This window comes from Acidimicrobiales bacterium (genome assembly GCA_035512495.1).
Lineage (GTDB): Bacteria > Actinomycetota > Acidimicrobiia > Acidimicrobiales > CADCSY01 > DATKDW01.
Genome location: DATKDW010000004.1, coordinates 1 through 20,318 on the forward strand (window position 1 = coordinate 1; position 20,318 = coordinate 20,318).

Below are 20,318 nucleotides of genomic sequence, written 5' to 3' on the forward strand. Positions count from 1 at the left end.
CCTCCGCAGGATCAGCACGGTCGAGGCCGTCGGCCGCGTGCCGCGGCGCACCACGAGCACGTCGACGCGATCGATCCCGGCGAGCCGCAGGCGGTCGAGCAGGCGGCCCGGGTCGGCGTCGTCCACCACCAGCACCACCCCGCCGGCGCGCCAGAGCTCGGCGCCGTGGGCGATGGGCACGGCCCGCAGCTCCCCGCCGGGAGGTAGGACAGCGGGCGCAAAGAGCACCGCCGTGGCGACGGCGGCGAGGACGGGACGGAGCGACGGGCTGCGCCAGGTGACCACCGTGGCCACTCCCACCGCCGCCAGGCCGATGAGGTGCACCGACCGGATCTGGCCGAGCGGCAGCCCGCTGCCCCACCGGGCCACGGCGGCCACCCAGCCGGTGAGCGCGGCGGTGGGCAGGTGGAGCAGCCAGTCGACGGGCGGGCCGGCGAGCCCCGCGACGATCCCACCGGTGAGCCCCCATGCCATGAGCGGGCCCGCCGCCGGCACGGCGAGGAGGTTGGCGGGGATCGACGACAGGGGGAGCCCTCCGAAGACCGGCACGAGGATGGGCGCCACCCCCACCTGGGCGGCGATGGTGACGGCGAGGACGTTGGCCAGCAGTCGTGGCCCCGGGAGACGCCGGGCGATGGGGCCCGACAGGGTGATGATCCCCGCGGAGGCTCCGACCGACAGCTGGAACGCCAGCGCCCGCACGATGATCGGGTCGACGAGCACCACGGCCGTGACGGCCAGCGCCAGGATCCGCCGTCGCGAGGCAGGGCGTCCGAGGCCGCCGGCCGTGCAGGCGATCGCCGCCATGGCCGATGCCCGCAACACCGAGGGCTCGAAGCGGGTCATGAGCGCGAAGAACGCGATGAGGCCCAGCGTGGCCGCCCAGCGACTGCGGAGGCCGAGCCGGCGCAACAGGGGCGATGCCAGCGTCAGGACGAAGGCGACGTTGGAGCCGGACACGGCGAGGAGGTGCGTGAGGCCCGACCCCCGGAAGTCGTCGGCGACCTCGACCGCCTGCTCTCGGACGTCGCCGAGCACGAACCCGGTGAACAGCGCTCGGCGGTCGCGGTCGAGGGGGGCGGCCCCCTCGACCAGCGTGCGGCGGACGGCGTTGGCCGCGCGCGACGGGGCGTGCCCGTGGCGCCAGCCGTCGACCCGCGCCACGCTCAGCCGGGAGGCGACGTGGCGGCGCGCGAGCCACGGCCGAGCGTGCTCGGGCGGCGCCCGCAGGCGCCCCGCGAGCGTGACCCGCTCCCCCGCCAGTCGGGCCCGCAGCGCGCCAGCGGGTGCCCCCCGAGCCCAGGCCTCCACCCGGCGGGATCCCACCCGCACGTCGACCCGGAGCGCGCCGTCGACGTCGACCGGGTCGGAGAGCAGCGTGACCTCGCCCTCGACCGCGACCGGGACGGGCGGCGGCTCCAGGCCGGCCCAGGCCCGCGACCCGAGCAGCGCTGACAGGAGCAGGGCGGCCACCACCAGGATGACGGGGCGGCGCAGTCCCACCGCGGCAGCGACACCGGCGAGCACGAGGGTCGGTGGGACCTCATGGGCCCACCAGGCGCCGGCCACCACGGCCAGAGCGAGGACGATGGTGGCGCGGTCGGTCACGAGACCACCACCCGATCGCGGATCGCCGCCAGCTTCGCCTCGCCGATGCCCCGCACGTCGAGGAGGTCCTCGACCCGGGTGAAGCGGCCACGACGGGCCCGCTCGTCGAGGATCGCCGCCGCGGTGGCCGGACCAATCCCGGGCAGCGTCTCGAGCAGGGCGGCGTCGGCGGTGTTGATGTCGACCAGCTGCCCCAAACCTGACGCCCCGCCCCCGCTGCCGATGTCTCCGCCGTGCACGGACGGCACGGGCTCCCCCACGCGGGGGACGAACACCCGGGTGCCGTCGGCCAGTGGAGCCGCGAGGTTCAGCCGGTCGAGGTCGGCGTCGGGAGCGGGACCGCCCGCGACCTCGAGCAGGTCAGCCACCCGAGCGCCCGCAGGAAGGCGATGCACCCCAGGACGCACCACCGCGCCGGCCACGTGGACCACGAGATCTGGGGCGGTGGTGGCGGTGCTCGCCGGTGCCACGGTGGTGGCCATGGGGAGGTGGACCTCGGGGGGCGGCGGCGCACCACCGCGCAGGGCCACCGCGGCCAGGACGAGGGCCACCACGCCGGCCACGGCGACGAGCACCGCCCGACCTGGTGGCGCTGGTACCGACCCGGTGAGGAGCGCCAGGCGCTGCTGCCACTCGGGGTCGGGGCCATCACCACCGACGCGGTCGAGGAGAGGACCCCCGTCGAGGGGGTCGGCGGGCACACCGCCGGAAGGCGGGGTCGGCTCGGGCACGGGCGCTCCACGGGACGGACGACGTCGCCGGGGAAGCGGGTGCGGGGAAGCCGGTGCGAGCCTGCGGTGGGGAGCCTAGGTGGGCGCCGGTCCGGTGTCACCGGGCCACAGCGCCGAGGCTCAGTAGAGCCGGGCGGTGAGGGCCTTGCGGTAGCCGGCGGTGCGAGGGTCGTCGGGGCCGAGCACCTCGAGGAGGTCGACGAACTCCTGCCGGGCGTCGTCGTCGTCCTTGACCCGATCGAGCAGGGTGTCGAGGCGGGCGCTCACGTCCCCGTCCGGCCCCGCCGCCTCGGCGGTCGAGCCGAGGCGGGCACGGGCGGCCACGCGCCGGGTCTCCGCCGACTCGGGGATGCGCTCGAGGAACGCCAGCGCCTCCTCCGTGCGGCCGTCGGCCACGAGCAGCTCCGCCAGGGCGACCAGTGCGGGTTCGCTGTCGGGCTCGATCTCCACCGCCGACCGCAGCGAGGCCTCGTCGCCGGCGGTGACGAGGCGCGACACCTCGTCGTCGTCGGGGCTCAGCAGCAGCCCCTCGACAAGCTGACGGACGGTCGCCTCGGGCTGGGCGCCCACGAAGCCGTCGACGACCTTGCCGTCGCGCATGGCGTAGACGGCGGGGATCGACTGGGCCTGGAATGCCTGCGAGACCTGCGGGTTCTCGTCGACGTTGACCTTCACCAGCTCGACCTTGCCGCCGGTGGCGGCGATCACGTCCTCGAGGATCGGCCCGAGGGTCTTGCAGGGCCCACACCAGGGCGCCCACAGGTCCACGACCACGGGGACCTCGTTGGAGCGCTCGAGGACGGCGGTCTGGAAGGTCGCATCGGTCACGTCGATCGGGGATCGACCCTGCTGAGGGAGGTGCGCGTCGGCCATGGGCTCAGGCTACGGGCTGCTCGCGGCGACCCGGCCCTCCGGCCACAACCGGGGGGACGACTACGTTGATCGGCGCGACCACGAGCGAGTGACGGGGGACGGCCATGGCCGAGGACAGGAGCGGGATCAACGAGGAGACGGTGGTCCCCTGGCTGGAGGCGAACGTCGCCGGCCTGACCCCGCCCCTCGAGTTCTCCCTGATCGCGGGCGGTCACTCGAACCTGACCTACAAGGTCACCGACGCGGTCGGCGGCGCCTACGTGCTCCGACGCCCACCGCTCGGCCAGGTGCTGGCCACCGCCCATGACATGGGCCGTGAGCACCGCATCATCTCCGCCCTGGCCCCCACCAAGGTGCCGGTGGCACCCGCCCTCGCCTACTGCGACGACCTCGACGTCAACGGCGCGCCGTTCTACGTGATGCGCTTCGTCGAGGGCCACATCGTCCGCGACGTCGCCAGCGCCGAGGCGCTCTCGCCCGCCCAGCGCCGGACCGCCGGCGAGTCGCTGGTCGACGTGATGGCCGACATCCACGCCGTCGACCCCGACGAGGTGGGCCTCGGCGACCTCGGCCGCAAGGAGGGTTACATCGAGCGCCAGCTCAAGCGCTGGTACCGCCAGCTCAAGGACTCCCAGACCCGCGAGCTCCCCCTCCTCGACGAGGTCCACGACGACCTCTTGTCCAACGTCCCGGAGCAGGGGCCGGCCTCGATCGTCCACGGCGACTACCGGCTCGACAACTGCATGGTGGACGACGACGGGCGGGTCAACGCCGTGCTCGACTGGGAGATCTGCACCCTCGGCGACCCGCTCGCCGACCTCGGCCTGCTGATGGTCTATTGGAGCGACCCCGACGACGCGGTCAACGCGCTCGGCACCGTGAGCGCCACCGCCCTCGACGGCTTCCCCCGCCGAGCCGAGCTGCTCGACCGCTACGCAGCGGCCAGCGGGCGCGACGTGTCGCACGTCGACTACTACATGGCGTTCGGCTACTGGAAGCTGGCCTGCATCGTCGAGGGCGTCTACGCCCGCTACAAGGGCGGTTCCATGGGCCAGCAGGGTGGCTTCGAGCACTTCGAGCAGCAGGTGGTGCGCCTCGCGGAGTCGGCGCGCGCCGCCGTCGACCGCGTGCCCCGTGGCTGAGCTCTTCACCCTCCACGACGAACCGTCGCTCCACGAGCCGGTCCTGGTCCTCGGGCTCGACGGCTGGATCGACGCCGGCTTCGGCGCCGCCGGTGCCACCGCCCACCTGCTGGAGGTGCTCGACACCGAGGTGGTGGCCACCTTCGACACCGACGCCCTGGTCGACCACCGCTCACGTCGGCCCGTGATGCACCTCGAGGAGGGCGTGAACACCGGGTTGACCTGGCCGTCCACCGAGCTCCGTCACGCCCTCGACCTCGACGGCAACGACCTCCTGCTGCTCACCGGCGCCGAGCCCGACGTCCGCTGGCGCGGCTTCGCCGCCGCCGTCGTCGACCTCGCTCAGCGCTTCGGGTCCCGACTGGTGGTCGGCTTCGGCGCCTACCCGGCGCCCGTGCCCCACACCCGCCCGGGGCGCCTCGCCACCACCGCCACCTCCAGCGAGCTGGCCCAACGGGCGGGACAGGTGCGGGCCACCCTCGACGTCCCCGCCGGCGCTCAGGCCGCGATCGAGGAGCGCTGCGCCGACGGCGGCCTTCCTGCCGTGGGGCTGTGGGCCCAGGTCCCCCACTACGCCTCGGGCATGGCCTACCCCCTGGCGAGCGCCATGCTCGTCGACGGGCTGGCCGAGGTGGGCGGCCTGCGCATCGACTCCACGGCCCTCCACGAAGCGGGCGCGCTGCTGCGCAACCGCCTCGACGAGCTGGTCTCCGAGAACCCCGAGCACCTCGAGATGGTCCGCCGGCTCGAGGCGGCTCTCGACGCCGAGCACGACGCCCGTCCGGGACTCGGGACACCCGGCGAGATGCCCTCGGGCGACGAGCTCGCGGCCGAGCTCGAGCAGTTCCTCCGGGATCGCGGTCCCGGCCGCGAAGGCTGACGCCCACCCCACGCGCCTGGCGCACCCCCGGGCCCTGCGTCGGTAGTGTCGGCGCATGAAGGTCGACGGGGGAATCGCATCGGATCTGCACCGCACGGTGGAATCGGCCCGGGAGGCCGAAGCCACCGGCTACGACGGCATCTGGACGGCGGAGACGGCGCACGACCCGTTCTTCCCGCTGCTCCTCGCCGCCGAGCACACCTCCCGCATGGAGCTCGGCACGGGCATCGCCGTGGCCTTCGCCCGCAACCCGATGGTGCTGGCCAACATCGGCTACGACCTGCAGGCCTACTCGGGCCGGTTCATCCTCGGTCTCGGCTCGCAGATCAAGCCCCACATCACCAAGCGCTTCTCGATGGAGTGGTCGCACCCCGCCGCCCGCATGCGCGAGCTCATCGGCGCCATCACCCACATCTGGGACGCGTGGGACAACGAGACCAAGCTCGACTTCCACGGCGAGTTCTACACCCACACCCTCATGACGCCGTTCTTCAACCCGGGGCCCAATCCGAACGGCCGAGCCAAGATCTTCCTGGCCGCCGTCGGCGAGATGATGACCGAGGTCGCCGGCGAGGTCGCCGACGGGCTCCTGTGCCACGCCTTCACCACCGAGGCCTACCTCCGCAACCACACCATCCCGGCGCTCGAACGGGGTCTGGCGACCTCGGGCCGCAGCATCGACGACTTCGAGATCTCCGGGCCGGCCTTCGTGGTCACCGGCACCACCGAGGAGGAGATGGCCGCCTCGGCCGACGGGGTGCGTCGTCAGATCGCGTTCTACGGCTCGACCCCCGCCTACCGCAAGGTGCTCGAGGAGCACGGGTGGGGCGAGCTGCAGACCGACCTCAACCACCTCTCCAAGCTCGGCGAGTGGAAGCAGATGGGAACGCTGATCGACGACGAGATGCTCGATGCCTTCGCCATCGTCGGCGAGCCCGAGGAGATCCCGGGAAAGCTCGCGGCCCGCTACGGCGACGTCGTCGACCGGATCAGCTTCTACGCCCCCTACAAGTCCGACCCCGAGCGATGGGCGAAGGTCATGGAGGGCATCAAGGCCGCGTAGCGGTCAAGCCCCGGTCTCGACGGGCTGGAGCTCGGACTCGAGGTAGCGGGTCCGGCAGAGCGAGCGCTGGAGCTTGCCCGACGACGTCTTCGGCAGGGTGCCGGGCTGCACCAGCACGACATCGCCCACCGACAGCCCCACGGCGTCGACGACCTTCTCGGCGACCATCGTGCGGGTGGCATCGAGATCCTCGGACCGGGTCTCGGCCACGACCACGAGCGACTCCTTGCCCCGCCGGCTGTCGACACCGAAGGCGATCACGTTGCCCTCCCGGACGCCCTCGACGGTGCCGACCGCCCGCTCGACGTCCTCGGGGAAGACGTTGCGGCCCCCGACGATGATCACGTCCTTGATCCGGCCGCAGACCACCAGCTGGCCGTCCACCGTGTAGGCGAGGTCGCCCGTGCGGAACCAGTCGCCGTCGAAGGCCTCGGCGGTGGCGTCGGGCCGCTTGTAGTAGCCCGGGGTCAGCGACGTCCCCCGGATCTGGAGCTCCCCGACCTCGCGCTCGCGCATCACCGTGCCGGTGGGGTCGACGATGCGCATCTCGAGGCCGCGCACCGGCCGGCCGAGCTTGGCCAGGCGGCGGGCACCCTCGGCGCCCTCCTCGATGGGGGCGGCGTAGCGGTCGCTCTCGAGGACGCGCGTGTCGACCACGTCGACCTCCATGCCGGTCATCGGCTCGGGGAAGGTCACGGCCACGGTCGCCTCGGCCATGCCGAAGGCGCAGAACACCATCCGGGGGTTGAGGCCGTGGCGGGCGCCGGCCTCGATGAAGGCCTCCACCGACGACGGGTCGACGGGCTCGGCGCCGTTGAGGCCCAGCCGCCAGCTCGAGAGATCGAGGCCCTCGTGGCGGCGCATGGCGCGAGCTGCCAGCGCGTAGGAGAAGTTGGGGCCGGCGGCCACAGTCCCGCCGTAGGTCGAGATCCACTCCAGCCAGCGGACCGGCGCGGCGAGGAAGTCCTGCGGCGCGGCGAGGACCAGATCGGTCCCGGTGGTCATGGGGAGCGCGAAGACCCCGATGAGGCCCATGTCGTGGTACAGCGGCAGCCACGAGACGAACACGTCGTTCTCCACGTCGAGCCGGCCCGACTCGGCGATGCCGTCGAGGTTGGCGCACACCGAGCGGTGCGGGAGCATCACCCCCTTCGGGTCGGAGGTCGAGCCGCTGGTGAACTGCAGGATGGCAAGCGCGTCGGGGTCGTCGGCGGGGCGCCGGTATGCCGACTCGGGCTCGGCGGTGGCCACCTCGTCGAGGAGCACCATGGGCGGGTCACCGGGCTGCGGCTCGACGAAGGGGGCCAGGTCGCCGTCGACCAGCAGGATGGCGGCGTCGGCGTTGGTGACCCGAGTGCGGGTCTGGGACACGAACGCCTCGATCGAGCTGAGGCGCATCGGCAGGGGCAGCACCACGGCGGCGGCACCGCAGAGCCAGGTGGCCTGGATGGCAGTGGCGAGGAGGCGGGTGGTGGGCCCGAGGATGGCCACGTGGCTGCCCGGCTCAACACCCCGAGCCTGCATGCCCGCCGCCATCTGCCGGGCGTCGGCGTGGAGCTCGGCCCAGGTGATCCGCTGGGGGTCTCCCGTCCCGACGAAGGTGATGGTGCCGCCCCGTCCGGCCGCCTGTTCGATCCTCGATGCCATCGTCGTCATGGTCTGTCCGACCAGCCCTGCGCCCGGCGGGTTACCTCGCCGGCGAGGGGTCGACGGGACCAGGACCACCGCCGGGCAGCCGTGATCTCGGCCGGAGCCGTCGGGGCCGGCCGGTACGCTCACCGTCCATGTCGTCCGAGCCCGCCAACCCCGTCGATCCCACCGCCGACGACGCGCCCGCCCACCGCTACGGGGCGGGTCTGGCCAACGAGATCGAGGCCCGCTGGCAGGACCGGTGGGCCGCCCAGGGCACCTACCACGCCCCCAACCCGACGGGTCCGCTGGCCGAGGGGGCCGAGCCGGTGAGTGACCGCCCGAAGTTCTACGTCCTCGACATGTTCCCGTACCCGAGCGGCACCGGCCTCCACGTCGGCCACCCGCTCGGCTACATCGGCACCGACGTGTACGCCCGCTTCAAGCGGATGACCGGCCACAACGTGCTGCACGCCATGGGCTACGACGCCTTCGGCCTTCCCGCCGAGCAGTACGCCGTCCAGACCGGTCAGCACCCCCGGGTCACCACCGAGGCCAACATCGCCACCATCAGGGCCCAGTTCCGCGCCCTCGGGCTGGGCCACGACGACCGCCGGAGCGTGGCCACCACCGACGTCGAGTTCTACCGCTGGACCCAGTGGATCTTCCTCCAGATCTTCGGCGCCTGGTACGACAGCGAGGCAGATCGAGCCCGCCCCATCGACGAGCTGGTCGCCGAGCTGGAGTCGGGCGAACGGGCCGTCATCGACGACGAGCACCCCGACGGCCGCCGGTGGGCCGATCTCGACGACGCCGAGCGCCGCAAGGTGGTCGACGACCACCGCCTCGTGTACCTCGACGACGCACCGGTGAACTGGTGCCCCGGCCTCGGCACGGTGCTGGCCAACGAGGAGGTCACCCCCGAGGGGCGCAGCGAGCGGGGCAACCTCCCCGTCTACAAGCGACCGCTGCGGCAGTGGAAGATGCGGATCACCGCCTACGCCGAGCGGCTGCTCGACGACCTCGAGCTCATCGACTGGCCCGAGCCGATCACCATCATGCAGCGCAACTGGATCGGCCGCAGCCAGGGCGCCCGGGTCGAGTTCCCCCTCGCCCACGACCCCGAGACGTCCGTCCCCGTCTTCACCACCAGGCCCGACACCCTCTTCGGCGCCACCTACATGGTGCTCGCCCCCGAGCACCCCCTCGTCGACCAGGTCGTGGCCGGTTCCTGGGGCGACGTCATCCCGGCGTCGTGGCGAGGTGCAGGCCTTGCGGGCGTCGTCGACGATGTCCCGGCCAGCGGCTGGGAGACCCCGTCGGAGGCGGTTGCCGGCTACCGGCGCTACGCCGAGCGACGTACCGACATCGAGCGCCAGACCGAGAGCCGGGTCAAGACCGGCGTGTTCACCGGCTCCTACGCCGTCAACCCCGCCAACGGCGAACCGGTGCCCGTCTTCATCGCCGACTACGTCCTCATGGGCTACGGGACCGGGGCGATCATGGCGGTGCCCGCCCACGATCACCGCGACTTCGAGTTCGCCCGGGCGTTCGACCTCGACATCGTGGGTGTGGTCGCGCCGTCGACGGGCTGGCTCGAGGAGCACGGTGTCGAGGCCGGTGGGCCGGCGTCGTCGTGGCCCGAGGCCTACACCGGCGAGGGTGTCGCCACCGCCTCCTCCAACGACGGCGTCAGCCTCGACGGCCGCAGCACCGCCGACGCCAAGGCCACCATCATCGACTGGCTCGAGTCGACCGGGGCCGGCGAGGGGGCGGTCACCTACAAGCTCCGCGACTGGCTGTTCAGCCGGCAGCGCTACTGGGGCGAGCCGTTCCCCATCGTCTACGACGACGACGGCAACCCCCACGCCGTGCCCGACGACCAGCTCCCGGTGATGCTGCCCGAGGTCGACGACTACGCCCCACGGGTCGTGGGCGACGACGACGAGAGCGTCCCTGAACCCCCGCTCGGCCGGGCCGAGGGCTGGCGGGAGGTGACCCTCGACCTCGGCGACGGCCCCCGCCGGTACCGCCGCGAGCTCAACACCATGCCGAACTGGGCCGGCTCGTGCTGGTACTACCTGCGCTACCTCGACCCCACGAACGACACCGCCCTCGTCGACCCCGACGTCGAGCGCTACTGGATGCAGGGCAGCCGGTCCGACGGCACCCCCGCCTTCGGAGGCGTCGACCTCTACGTGGGCGGCGTGGAGCACGCCGTGCTCCACCTGCTCTACAGCCGCTTCTGGCACAAGGTGCTCTTCGACCTCGGCCACGTCTCCACGCCGGAGCCGTTCCAGCGGCTGTACAACCAGGGGTACATCCTCGCCCCCGCCTACACCGACGACCGCGGGTTCTACGTGGAGGCCACCTCGGTGGTCGACGAGGGCAACGGGACCTTCACCGCCGGCGGCGCGCCCGTCAACCGCGAGATGGGCAAGATGGGCAAGAGCCTGAAGAACTCGGTGTCCCCCGAGGACATCTGCCGGGCGTACGGCACCGACACCCTCCGCCTCTACGAGATGGCCATGGGCCCCCTCGATGCCGACCGGCCGTGGAACGCCCGCGACATCGTCGGCGTCCACCGCTTCCTCCAGCGGCTCTGGCGCAACGTCGTCGACGAGGAGACCGACGCGCTTCGAGTCGTCGAAACACCCGCCCCCGACGACCTGCGCCGGACCCTGCACCGCACGATCGCGGGCGTGGCCGACGACATGGAGGGACTGCGCTTCAACACCGCCGTCGCCAAGCTCATCGAGCTGAACAACGCCCTCGGGCCCGTGGCGCGGGAGCAGGGCGGCGCACCCCGAGAGGTGGCGGAGACCATGGCACTGCTCCTCGCGCCCCTGGCCCCGCACGTCGCCGAGGAGCTCTGGAGCCGCCTGGGGCACACGGGATCACTGGTGTGGGCCGACTTCCCGAGGGCCGATCCCGCGCTGCTCGTCGACGAGACCATCGAGCTGCCGGTACAGGTCGACGGCAAGGTGCGCGCCCGGCTGGTGGTCGCCGCCGACGCTGGGCAGGACGAGCTCGAGGCCGCCGCCCTGGCCGACGAACGGGTCCGGGCCGCCCTCGGCGACCGCACGGTGCGCCGCGTCGTGGTGGTCCCCGGACGCCTCGTCAACGTCGTCGCCGGCTGACATCGGGACGGTCCGGCCACCCTCGTTGAGGGGCCCCCGAGCGATTCCGAACCCCGGGCCGGCGCTGCTACGATCACCAGCCGGCAAGGGGCTATAGCTCAGTTGGTAGAGCGCTTCCATGGCATGGAAGAGGTCAGGAGTTCGATTCTCCTTAGCTCCACGTACGTCCGCCCCGCCCGCTCGGTCGTCAGTCGGCAGCGGCCGCGGCCGGCGCCTCCGCCTCTCGCCACTCGAGCTGGCCGACGTCGGCCCACAGCCGTTCGAGCTCGTAGAAGGCGCGCACCTCCTCGAGGAAGACGTGGACCACCACGTCACCGAAGTCCAGCAGCACCCATCGGGCGTCGTCGAGGCCCTCGCGCCGCAGCGCACCGGTCCCGTCACCAGCCTTGAGGCGGGCCTCGACCTCGTCGGCGATGGTGCGGACCTGGCGGGGGTTGGCAGCGCTGGTGATCACGAACCAGTCGACGATGCTCAGCACCCCGCCCACGTCGAGCCCGATGGTGTCGGACCCCTGCTTCTCGTCGGCGGCCCGGCAGGCGGCAACCGCTCGCTCGATGCTCGTTGGCTCGTTGGCGTTCGTCAGGGTGTCGTGCTCCTCATTCGTCGGTAGCCGCGCCACCGCTGCGACCATCATCGGGCCTCGGCGCCCGTTCTCCAACGCGATCCGTCCGGAAATCCTGGCCCACCACGACCGTCACGTCGACCACGTCGAGCCCCGAGAGGCTCCTGACGACCTCACCGAAGCCCAGGGCGCGCTGGATGGCGCGCGCGGCCTCGAGGCGGTCGTCCCGGTAATAGACGATCTGGGTGATCTCGTAATCGAACCGGTCGGCGTTGCCGGTGAGGGCCACCGCCGCCCCCACCCGGACCAGCACCGGTTGCACCTCCTGGGCCAGGCCGGGCACGCCGGTGCCGTTGAGGACCTGCACCTTGATGCGCGGCCCGCCCTCCCCCCCAGCCTCGGGCAGGATCCGGCTGAGCAACGCCTCCAGCTGCGCGCCACGGACGCGGAACAGCCCGACATCGGCGGCGAGGCCGCTGCTCACCGCCTCGACCGGCAGGAGGTGGTACCCCACCTCGCCGGCTGCCAGGGCAGCGAGGACGTCGGCCGGATCGCCGGCGGCTCTGGTGCTGGGCGGTCCGGCCGCCGGGTCGGCGGCGACGGCCGCCACCCACGCCCGCCAGACGGCCTCGTGGCGCACCAGGCGGTCGAGCTCACCCCGGCCGCCCGGCTCGGCGAGCAGCGCGGGGACGCGCTCGGGCTCCACCGCCTCGGGGCCCTCCCCGAACAGGACCTCCACCCGGCCGGTCGGCGTCACCCGCTCGACCGCGTCCGGGATGTCCACCATCAGGGGGCCGGCGGGCGAGAGGAGGGCCGTCAGGCCTTCCTCGTCGACGGCGACGACCGCCCCGAACCCGACCCCGAACAGGTTCTCGATCGAGGACTGCAGGAGGGGCAGGCCCCCGTCGCGGTGGGCGTCGCGCAAGGGGTTCAGCCCAAAGGAGGGGACCTCCACCATCGTGCCGACGGGGAGGAAGACGACGTCACCACCCTCACCACCTTCGGCGACAGCGACCACCGTGATGCTCACCACCTGTCCGGCATCCCCCAGCTGCACCACCATCGCCCGCTCACCGGTGACCGCCTCGGTGGCCGCCGGCTCCTCGACGGTGGCGTCGCCCGCGACCCCAGCATCGGGGTCGAGCACCATCTGGGCGCTGCGCCACCCGAAGGCGGCCAGCCCGATCAGGAAGAGCACCGCCGCGCCCACCCCGGCCAGCACCAGCGCCGTGCGGGTGCGACGTCGTCGCCGCCGGTCACGTCGGGAGCGGCGCTCCCCGGTCCCGGCCACCGGGAGCGAGACGGCGTCGACCGACAAGCGGGACGACGGCGTTCGGAGCCCGACCTCGGGCGACGAGGTCGGGGCCGCGGTCATCGAGGCGGATCGTACAGACCCCGCTCCCGGATCACGCGGACCACCGGCTCGGTGAGCAGCCACGACAGCGGGCGTCCGTCGGCCACGCGCGCCCGCAGGTCGGTGCTCGAGACCTCCAGCCTCGGGACCTCCACGTGCGTCCAGGTCCACCCGGGCGGCGGGGTGTCGGCCTCGGCGCCCGGTCGGGTCACGACCACCAGCGTCGACAGGTCGCGCACCTCGTCGACCCGCTCCCAGGTGTCGAGGCCCCTGGCGGCATCGCTGCCGAGGATGAGGTGCAGCTGCACCTCGGGGTCACGCCGCCGCAGGGTGGCAAGGGTGTCGGCGGTGTACGACGGACCGCCTCGCTCGAGCTCGATGGCGCTGGCCTCGAGCCCATCGACGTCGACGACTGCGGCCTCCACCATGGCCAGGCGGTCCGCAGCCGGCGCGACGACGGCGTCGCTCTTCTGCCACGGGTCGTTGGCCACGACGAGCAGGACACGGTCGAGATCGAGGGCGTGGCGGACGTTGACGGCGGTGACGAGGTGGCCGACGTGGATCGGGTCGAACGTGCCCCCGAGGACGCCGACCCGCTCGGGACGACCGCCGGCCGCCTCAGGCAAGGGTCCAGTCGGGCCGACGGCGCGGCTGCTCGGTGTCGAAGTGCGCGACCCCGTCGACGATGTCGTCGATCAGTGGCACCGGGTAGCTCCGCTCCGAGCCACGCAGACGGCCGGCCAGGGCGTTGGCGACGTCCTCGGGGAACTCTCGGAAGATCGACGCCACGAGGAGGCGCTCCTCCACGGGTAGGTAGCAACGGTTGGCGTCGGTGACGGTCCCCAGCCGCTCTCCGATCCGGACGACGTCGTCGTCGGTGCCCCGGCCATCGTCGATCCGCTCGAGCAGCGTGGTGATCTCCTGGGTGCCCAGCTTGCACGGTGGGCACTGCCCGCACGACTCGACGTAGAGGAACCGTGACGCCATCCGCGCCACCGACACCATGTCGGCGGTGTCGTCGTAGACGATGAAGCCGGCCGAGCCGAGCCCGGCGCCCGCGTCGGCGAGGCCCTCGTAGCTCACGGGCGCGTCGATGAGGTCGCCCCGCAGCACGGGGTTGGCCACCCCCGACAGCACCGCCTTGACGGTGCGCCCCTCGCCAACGCCCCCACCGACCCGGGCGATGACCTCGCGAAGCGGCGTGCCCATCTCGACCTCGGCCACCCCGGGGCGCACCACGTCGCCCACGACGGTCGCCACGACCAGGCCGGGCGAGGCGTCGGTGCCGAGCGACCGGTGCCATGCCGGACCCTTCGTCATCACGTGGGTGACCGTCGCCAACGTCTCCACGTTGTTGACGACGGTCGGGTTGGAGCGCTGCTCGGCCCCCGATCTCCCGCCCGGGCGGGCGGACCAGCCCATCTGGGGTCCGGTGGCGAAGAGGCCGTGCTCGTAGGGTGGCAGCAGCCGCGGCAGTGGCAGATCGCCCTCGATGGCGTGGATCAGGCCCTTCTCCTCCCCGAAGAGGTAGAGGTTGGGTCCGGTGACGAGTCGGATGGGCACGTCACCTGCCAGCCCGGCTGCCGACATCTCCGCCAGCGCCCGGGTGACGGCGGCCACCTCACGGGTGAACTTCTCCTTGAGGCACAGGAACGCAGCCGTCGCCTCGACGGCCATCGCTGCCACGGCGATGCCCTCGATGACCTGGTACGGATCCTGGCGGAGGATGGTGCGGTCCTTGAAGGTGCCCGGCTCACCCTCGGCGCCGTTGCACACCACGTAGCGGTCGCCGAGGTCCTCGCCCTCCCGGCGCAGCCCCGCCCACTTGCGGGCGGTGGGGAACCCGCCCCCGCCGCGCCCGCGCAGGCCCGACAGGTCGACCTCTTGGACGGTGCCGCCCGGCCCGAGCTGGCGGGCCCGCTCCAGCGCCCGGCCCCCGTCCCGACGCCCCACGTAGTCGTCGAGGTCGCGGACGGCCTCGTCGGGGAGCAGGACGCCGTCGGGCATGTCCCATGCCTACCCCATGCCCGGCCGATCGTGCAGGCTCCGGTGCCGACCACGGCGGGAGGCGTCAGCAGGTGGCGGTTCGGGTAGAGGGGCGCGGACAGGGGCGTCCGACGGGCCACCGGCGTTCGTACACCCCCCGAGACGACCCGCGCCGAGGTGACGAGCGTCACCCTGTCGAAGGGAATGACAACGACGCAACTTCTGTTGGGACAGGTGCGATGAGAGATTCAGTTGGACAGTACCTCCATGAGATCGGCTTGGTGCCCCTCCTCGACGCCGCCCAGGAGCGAGAGCTCTCCCAGGCGATCGAGGCGGGTCGCGCCGCTGAGTGCCGTCTCGAGGCCGGTGAGCGGGGCGTCGAGCTCAAGCGGACGGTCCGAGAGGCCGCTCGGGCCCGCGACCGCTTCATCCGGGCCAACCTCCGCCTCGTCGTCAGCATCGCCCGCCGCTATCCGCTCCCCCCCGGGATGGACCTCCTCGACCTGGTCCAGGAGGGCAACCTCGGCCTCGAGCACGCCGTCGAGAAGTTCGACTGGCGCAAGGGGTTCAAGTTCTCCACCTACGCCACCTTCTGGATCCGCCAGGCCATCGGCCGGGCCCTCGACCAGAAGGCCAACCTCGTCCGCCTCCCGAGCGAGCGGTCGGCCCAGCTGCGAGCCGCGCTCCGAGCTGTCTCCGGCGAGGGCGACGACCTCGACGCCGAGCTGGCGAACCTGCACCGCCTGGCCACCCCCACCAGCCTCGACCGCACCGTGGGCGAGGACGGCGAGCAGGAGCTCGTCGACCTCCTCCCCCACCAGGTCCCCGGCCCGGAGGCCATCGTCGTCGCCCAGATGTACGAGGACCTCGTCGTCGGCCTGCTCGACCGGCTGGACCCCCGCGCCCGCACCGCCGTCGAGCTGCGCTTCGGCCTGACCGACGGCCAGAAGCGCAGCTTCCGCGAGGTCGGCGAGGTGCTCGGCGTCACCGCCGAGGCCGCCCGACGCATCGTCAAGCGCGCCGTCGACGAGCTCAAGGAGGACGCGGCCGCGATCGCGGCGGCGTAGCCCGGGCCAACCCGCTTTGTGCTGGGCCGCCGCGTAGGGGACGCTGGTGCCCATGGGTACCGCCTGGACGCCATCCTCGTGGCGTGAGCAGCCGGCCGGGCAGCAGCCCGACTGGCCCGACGCCACCGCGCTCGAGCTCGTCCTCAAGCAGCTCGGGGGCTACCCGCCGCTCGTGTTCGCCGGTGAGGCCCGCAACCTGACCGCTGACCTCGCCCAGGTCGCCGCCGGCGAGGCCTTCCTCGTGCAGGCGGGCGACTGCGCCGAGTCGTTCGACGCCTTCTCGGCCGACACCATCCGGGACAAGCTCAAGGTCATCCTCCAGATGGCGGTGGTGCTCACCTACAGCTCCGGCGTGCCGGTGCTCAAGGTCGGCCGCATCGCCGGACAGTTCGCCAAGCCCCGATCGTCGCCCACCGAGCGCATCGACGGCGCCGACGTCCCGTCGTTCCGCGGGCACATGGTCAACGACGACGCACCCGAGGCCGCCGGCCGGGTGGCCGACCCGTCCCGCCTCCTCACGGCCTACCACCAGTCCTCGGCCACGCTGAACCTGTTGCGCGCCTTCACCAAGGGCGGCTTCGCCGACCTCAACCGGGTCCACGCGTGGAACCAGGAGTTCGTCGCCACCTCCAGCCAGGGACAGCGCTACGAGGCGGTGGCCGACGAGATCGAGCGGGCGCTGCGCTTCATGAAGGCCTGCGGCATCGACCTCGAGACCGAGCACCAGCTCCACCAGGTCGACTTCTACACCAGCCACGAGGCGCTCATCCTCGGCTACGAGGAGGCGCTCACCCGTCAGGACTCCCTCACCGGCGACTGGTACGACTGCTCGGCCCACATGCTCTGGATCGGCGAGCGCACCCGCGAGATCGACGGGGCCCACGTGGAGTTCCTCTCCGGGGTGGCCAACCCGCTGGGCTGCAAGGTCGGCCCCACCGCCACCGTCGACGAGGTCCTCGCCATCTGCGAGCGGCTCAACCCCGAGAAGGCGCCCGGCCGGCTCACCCTCATCTCCCGCATGGGCGCCCAAGCCGTGACCGAGGGCCTGCCCCCGCTCCTGCGAGCGGTGCGCGACGCCGGACACCCCGTCGTGTGGGCGTGCGACCCCATGCACGGCAACACCTTCACCGCACCCGGTGGCCGCAAGACCCGCCACTTCGACGACGTGTTGACCGAGATCAGCGGCTTCTTCGCTGCCCACCGGGCCGAGGGGACCTGGCCCGGCGGCGTCCACATCGAGCTCACCGGCGACGACGTCACCGAGTGCCTCGGGGGGTCGACCGAGGTCCTCGACACCCACCTCGACCAGCGTTACGAGACGATGTGCGACCCCCGCCTCAACGCCCGTCAGAGCCTCGACCTGGCGTTCCGCGTGGCCGAGCTGCTCCGCCAGCCCTGACGGGCTCACCGCCCCCGCCCCGAATAGGGGTGAAACTTGATCGGAATACTCGGGATTGAGGTAGGGTTTCCACTCGTACGCACCTCGAGGGGGCAACCCGCGTGAGCACGACCGACATCCGAATCGATCCCGAAGCCCAGGCCGACATCGACAAGTTCGAGATCCAGCTGGCCCGCTACCTGGCCGGCGACCTCGAGGAGGACGCCTTCCGGGTCTTCCGCCTGAACAACGGCGTGTACGGCCAGCGCCAGGGCGGCCACAACCAGATGCTGCGGGTCAAGGCGCCCTACGGGGCCGTCTCAGCCGAGCAGCTGGAGATGTTCGCCCACATCGCCGACACCTACTCCCGCGGCTGGGGCCACATCACCACCCGCCAGAACCTGCAGTTCCACTTCGTGCAGCTGGAGCAGGTCCCCGATGCCATGCGCGACCTCGCCAGGGCCGGCCTCACCACCCGCGAGGCCTGCGGCGACACCGTCCGCAACGTCCAGGGCTGCCACCTCGCCGGCGCCTGCCCCTACGAGGTACTCGACATCAGCCCGTGGGCCGAGGCCACCCACCAGCACTTCCTGCGCAACCCCATCGCCCAGCGGCTGCCCCGCAAGTTCAAGATCAACTTCTCGGGCTGCGCCACCGACTGCGGCCAGGCGATGTTCAACGACATCGGCGTGGTGGGCGTCACCCGCCCCCTCCCTGACGGCACCGTGGAGCCCGGCTTCCGGGTCTTCCTCGCCGGCGGGCTCGGCGCCAACCCCCACCCGGCCCAGGCGCTGGAGGACTTCACCTCGCGCGACGACCTGATGGCCACCATCGAGGCCGCCCTGCGGGTCTTCGGCAACCACGGGAACCGCGACAACAAGCTCCGTGCCCGCATGAAGTGGCTGGTCGACACCATGGGCATCGAGGAGCTCCGCGAGCGGATCCTCAAGGAGCGCAAGTTCCTCGTTGCCTCGGCCACCTGGCCTGGCGGCATCCCCGCCGCCGTGCGCGAGGCGGGTGACGCGCCCGCCGGTGTGTCCACCACGATCTCGCCCGACCCCGTCGGCTACGGCACCCCGGTCGAGATCCGCCGCCGCGACCCGCTCGGGGCGTGGGACGACGCCAACGTGGTGCGAGGGGTGGCCAAGGGCACCGTCTCGGCCAATGCCTACGCCCGCCTCGGCGACATCACCTCCGCGCAGTTCCGCGCCCTCGCCGCCGCGCAGCGCGAGCTCGACGCCGAGGTCCGCGTCACCAACCGCCAGAACCTCGTGTTCCGGGACCTGACCGAGGAGCAGCTTCCCGTGCTGTTCGAGCGCCTCCAGGCCATCGGCATGGCTGAGCCCGGCGCCGAGCTGGCCCGAGACGTCGTCGCTTGCCCCGGCGCCGACACGTGCAACCTGGCCGTCACCCAGAGCCGAGGCCTGGCCGACGACATCGGCCGGGCGCTCGACGAGGCCGGCCTGGCCGAGGTCCCGGGCATCCGGATCAACATCTCCGGCTGCACCAACTCCTGCGGCCAGCACCACATCTCCGACATCGGGTTCTTCGGCGCCGAGCGCCGGGCCCACGGTCGAGCGGCGCCGGGCTACCAGATGCTCCTCGGCGGCCGCGTCGCCCAGACCGAGATCGAGTTCGGCAAGAAGGCGCTCCGCCTGCCGGCCCGCAACGCGGCCGAGGCCACGGTGCGGGTGGTCGGGCGCTACGCCGGCGAGCGTGAGGCGGGCGAGACCTTCGCCTCCTGGCTCGACCGCGTCGGTGGCGCCGGCGAGGTCGGCACCACCCTCAAGGAGCTCGACCACTTCCCCACGCCGGAGGAGGACCCCGAGTTCTACATCGACTTCGGCGAGACCGGCCCCTACGTCACGGAGATCGGCGACTCGGAGTGCGCAACGTGACGCTCACCGACGACGACCGCTCGGCCACGCCCGTAGGGCTGCGCCCGGCGGGCCCCAACCTCAGCGACGACGACCTCACCACCCTCAACGAACGCTTCGAGGGCCAGCCCGCCTCGGCCATCATCCGCTGGGCGGTCGACACCTTCCACCCGTACCTGTGCATGACCGCCTCGATGACCGACGCCGTCCTGGTCGACCTTGCCACCCGCGTCGAGCCGTCGCTCGAGGTCGTCTTCATCGACACCGGCTACCACTTCCCCGAGACCCTGGACACCGTCGAGGCGGTGCGGCGACGCTACGGCCTCAACCTTCGGGTCATGACCACGCTCCCCCACGACGAGGAGCTCTGGAAGATCGACCCCGAGAACTGCTGCTCCGCCATCAAGGTCGGCCAGCTCGACCGGGCGCTGGTGGGCAAGCTCGCCTGGATGAGCGGCCTGCGCCGCGACGAGTCTGCCGCCCGCGCCGGCTCGCCCATCGTGGGTCGAGACGTGCGGGGCCTGGTCAAGGTCAACCCCATCGCTGCCTGGTCCGACGCCCACGTCGCCGCCTACATCGCCGATCACGACGTGCCGGTCAACCCGCTGCTGCACCAGGGCTACCTCTCCATCGGCTGCCAGCCGTGCACCAGCCCGGTTGCCGAGGGCGACGACCCCCGCGCCGGCCGCTGGGCCGGCCGCGAAAAGACGGAGTGTGGTTTGCACGGCTGACCGCCGACCCTTCTCCTACTTGATCACGCCGGCGGCCCGCGACCTTGACGCCCCCCAGTCGGTCGGTGAGGATGGCGGTCGTGCTGGAAACGACCGTGGAGATACCGACCAGGGTCCTGGTCCTCGGGATGGCCGACGAGGCCGGCACGCTCCGGGCCGAGGAGATCCTCCCGGTGGCCGAGGCCTGTGGCCAGACCGCCGAGCAGGTGCGATCGTGCCTGCGTCGCCTCGTCACCGAGGGCCTCTTCGAGCGCCAGGGGGCGGGACGCAGCGCCGTCTACACCGCCACCGAGGCCG

17 protein-coding genes and 1 tRNA gene are annotated in these 20,318 nt (G+C 72.4%); 10 read left to right on the top strand and 8 right to left on the bottom strand.

Annotated features, from left to right (window positions below):
* The 3 genes from VMN58_00190 to trxA all read right to left on the bottom strand — a co-directional run.
* A partial coding sequence (locus tag VMN58_00190) for a ComEC/Rec2 family competence protein (GenBank protein HUF31609.1) occupies nt 1–1,608 on the bottom strand: 1,608 nt, incomplete at its 3' end.
* Complete coding sequence (locus tag VMN58_00195; protein HUF31610.1) at nt 1,605–2,339, bottom strand: ComEA family DNA-binding protein; 735 nt, start codon at nt 2,337–2,339, stop codon at nt 1,605–1,607. The genes VMN58_00195 and VMN58_00190, both read right to left, overlap by 4 nt.
* A 120-nt stretch (nt 2,340–2,459) precedes the next feature.
* Complete coding sequence (trxA, locus tag VMN58_00200) at nt 2,460–3,212, bottom strand: thioredoxin (protein ID HUF31611.1); 753 nt, start codon at nt 3,210–3,212, stop codon at nt 2,460–2,462.
* A 104-nt stretch (nt 3,213–3,316) separates the two neighbouring features.
* Here trxA and VMN58_00205 point away from each other — a divergent pair, with 104 nt between their 5' ends.
* From VMN58_00205 to VMN58_00215, 3 genes are read left to right on the top strand one after another with little or no spacing between them, the layout of a single operon-like run.
* Nucleotides 3,317–4,354 carry a phosphotransferase family protein gene (locus VMN58_00205; protein ID HUF31612.1) on the top strand — a complete coding sequence of 346 codons (1,038 nt, stop codon included), beginning with the start codon at nt 3,317–3,319 and terminating at the stop codon, nt 4,352–4,354.
* Nucleotides 4,347–5,234, top strand: coding sequence for a PAC2 family protein (locus VMN58_00210; protein HUF31613.1), 888 nt, complete (start codon nt 4,347–4,349; stop codon nt 5,232–5,234). Before VMN58_00205 ends, VMN58_00210 begins: the two co-directional genes overlap by 8 nt.
* A gap of 55 nt (nt 5,235–5,289) precedes the next feature.
* A complete protein-coding gene (locus VMN58_00215) occupies nt 5,290–6,297 on the top strand; it encodes an LLM class F420-dependent oxidoreductase (protein ID HUF31614.1) in 1,008 nt (335 codons plus the stop codon).
* A gap of 3 nt (nt 6,298–6,300) precedes the next feature.
* On the opposite strand, the gene VMN58_00220 is transcribed toward VMN58_00215, so the two are convergent.
* The gene (locus tag VMN58_00220; protein ID HUF31615.1) at nt 6,301–7,944 is read right to left on the bottom strand and encodes an AMP-binding protein; all 1,644 of its coding nucleotides are present in this window, start codon (nt 7,942–7,944) and stop codon (nt 6,301–6,303) included.
* Nucleotides 7,945–8,081: 137 nt separating this feature from the next.
* Between VMN58_00220 and VMN58_00225 the strand changes: the two genes are divergently transcribed.
* On the top strand, nt 8,082–11,066 hold the full coding sequence (locus tag VMN58_00225) for a class I tRNA ligase family protein (protein HUF31616.1): 2,985 nt from the start codon (nt 8,082–8,084) through the stop codon (nt 11,064–11,066).
* 87 nt (nt 11,067–11,153) lie between these two features.
* Nucleotides 11,154–11,226: transfer RNA gene (locus VMN58_00230), tRNA-Ala, on the top strand.
* Between the two features lie 27 nt (nt 11,227–11,253).
* On the opposite strand, the gene rsfS is transcribed toward VMN58_00230, so the two are convergent.
* The 4 genes from rsfS to VMN58_00250 are packed head-to-tail and all read right to left on the bottom strand — an operon-like array spanning nt 11,254 to nt 14,989.
* Complete coding sequence (rsfS, locus tag VMN58_00235; GenBank protein HUF31617.1) at nt 11,254–11,685, bottom strand: ribosome silencing factor; 432 nt, start codon at nt 11,683–11,685, stop codon at nt 11,254–11,256.
* On the bottom strand, nt 11,663–13,003 hold the full coding sequence (locus VMN58_00240) for a LytR C-terminal domain-containing protein (GenBank protein ID HUF31618.1): 1,341 nt from the start codon (nt 13,001–13,003) through the stop codon (nt 11,663–11,665). Before VMN58_00240 ends, rsfS begins: the two co-directional genes overlap by 23 nt.
* Nucleotides 13,000–13,608, bottom strand: coding sequence for a nicotinate-nucleotide adenylyltransferase (nadD, locus tag VMN58_00245; GenBank protein HUF31619.1), 609 nt, complete (start codon nt 13,606–13,608; stop codon nt 13,000–13,002). Before nadD ends, VMN58_00240 begins: the two co-directional genes overlap by 4 nt.
* Nucleotides 13,601–14,989 (bottom strand): NADH-ubiquinone oxidoreductase-F iron-sulfur binding region domain-containing protein, encoded by a 1,389-nt coding sequence (locus VMN58_00250; GenBank protein HUF31620.1) that lies wholly within the window; start codon nt 14,987–14,989, stop codon nt 13,601–13,603. The genes nadD and VMN58_00250 overlap by 8 nt, the downstream gene beginning before the upstream one ends.
* Nucleotides 14,990–15,207: 218 nt before the next feature.
* Here VMN58_00250 and VMN58_00255 point away from each other — a divergent pair, with 218 nt between their 5' ends.
* The 5 genes from VMN58_00255 to VMN58_00275 all read left to right on the top strand — a co-directional run.
* Nucleotides 15,208–16,035 (top strand): sigma-70 family RNA polymerase sigma factor, encoded by an 828-nt coding sequence (locus tag VMN58_00255; GenBank protein HUF31621.1) that lies wholly within the window; start codon nt 15,208–15,210, stop codon nt 16,033–16,035.
* 52 nt (nt 16,036–16,087) lie between these two features.
* Nucleotides 16,088–17,434, top strand: coding sequence for a 3-deoxy-7-phosphoheptulonate synthase class II (locus VMN58_00260; protein ID HUF31622.1), 1,347 nt, complete (start codon nt 16,088–16,090; stop codon nt 17,432–17,434).
* Nucleotides 17,435–17,535: 101 nt separating this feature from the next.
* On the top strand, nt 17,536–19,311 hold the full coding sequence (locus tag VMN58_00265) for a nitrite/sulfite reductase (protein HUF31623.1): 1,776 nt from the start codon (nt 17,536–17,538) through the stop codon (nt 19,309–19,311).
* A complete protein-coding gene (locus VMN58_00270) occupies nt 19,308–20,021 on the top strand; it encodes a phosphoadenylyl-sulfate reductase (GenBank protein HUF31624.1) in 714 nt (237 codons plus the stop codon). The genes VMN58_00265 and VMN58_00270 overlap by 4 nt, the downstream gene beginning before the upstream one ends.
* Nucleotides 20,022–20,101: 80 nt before the next feature.
* Nucleotides 20,102–20,318: hypothetical protein (locus VMN58_00275; protein ID HUF31625.1), on the top strand; the 217-nt coding region annotated here is incomplete at its 3' end.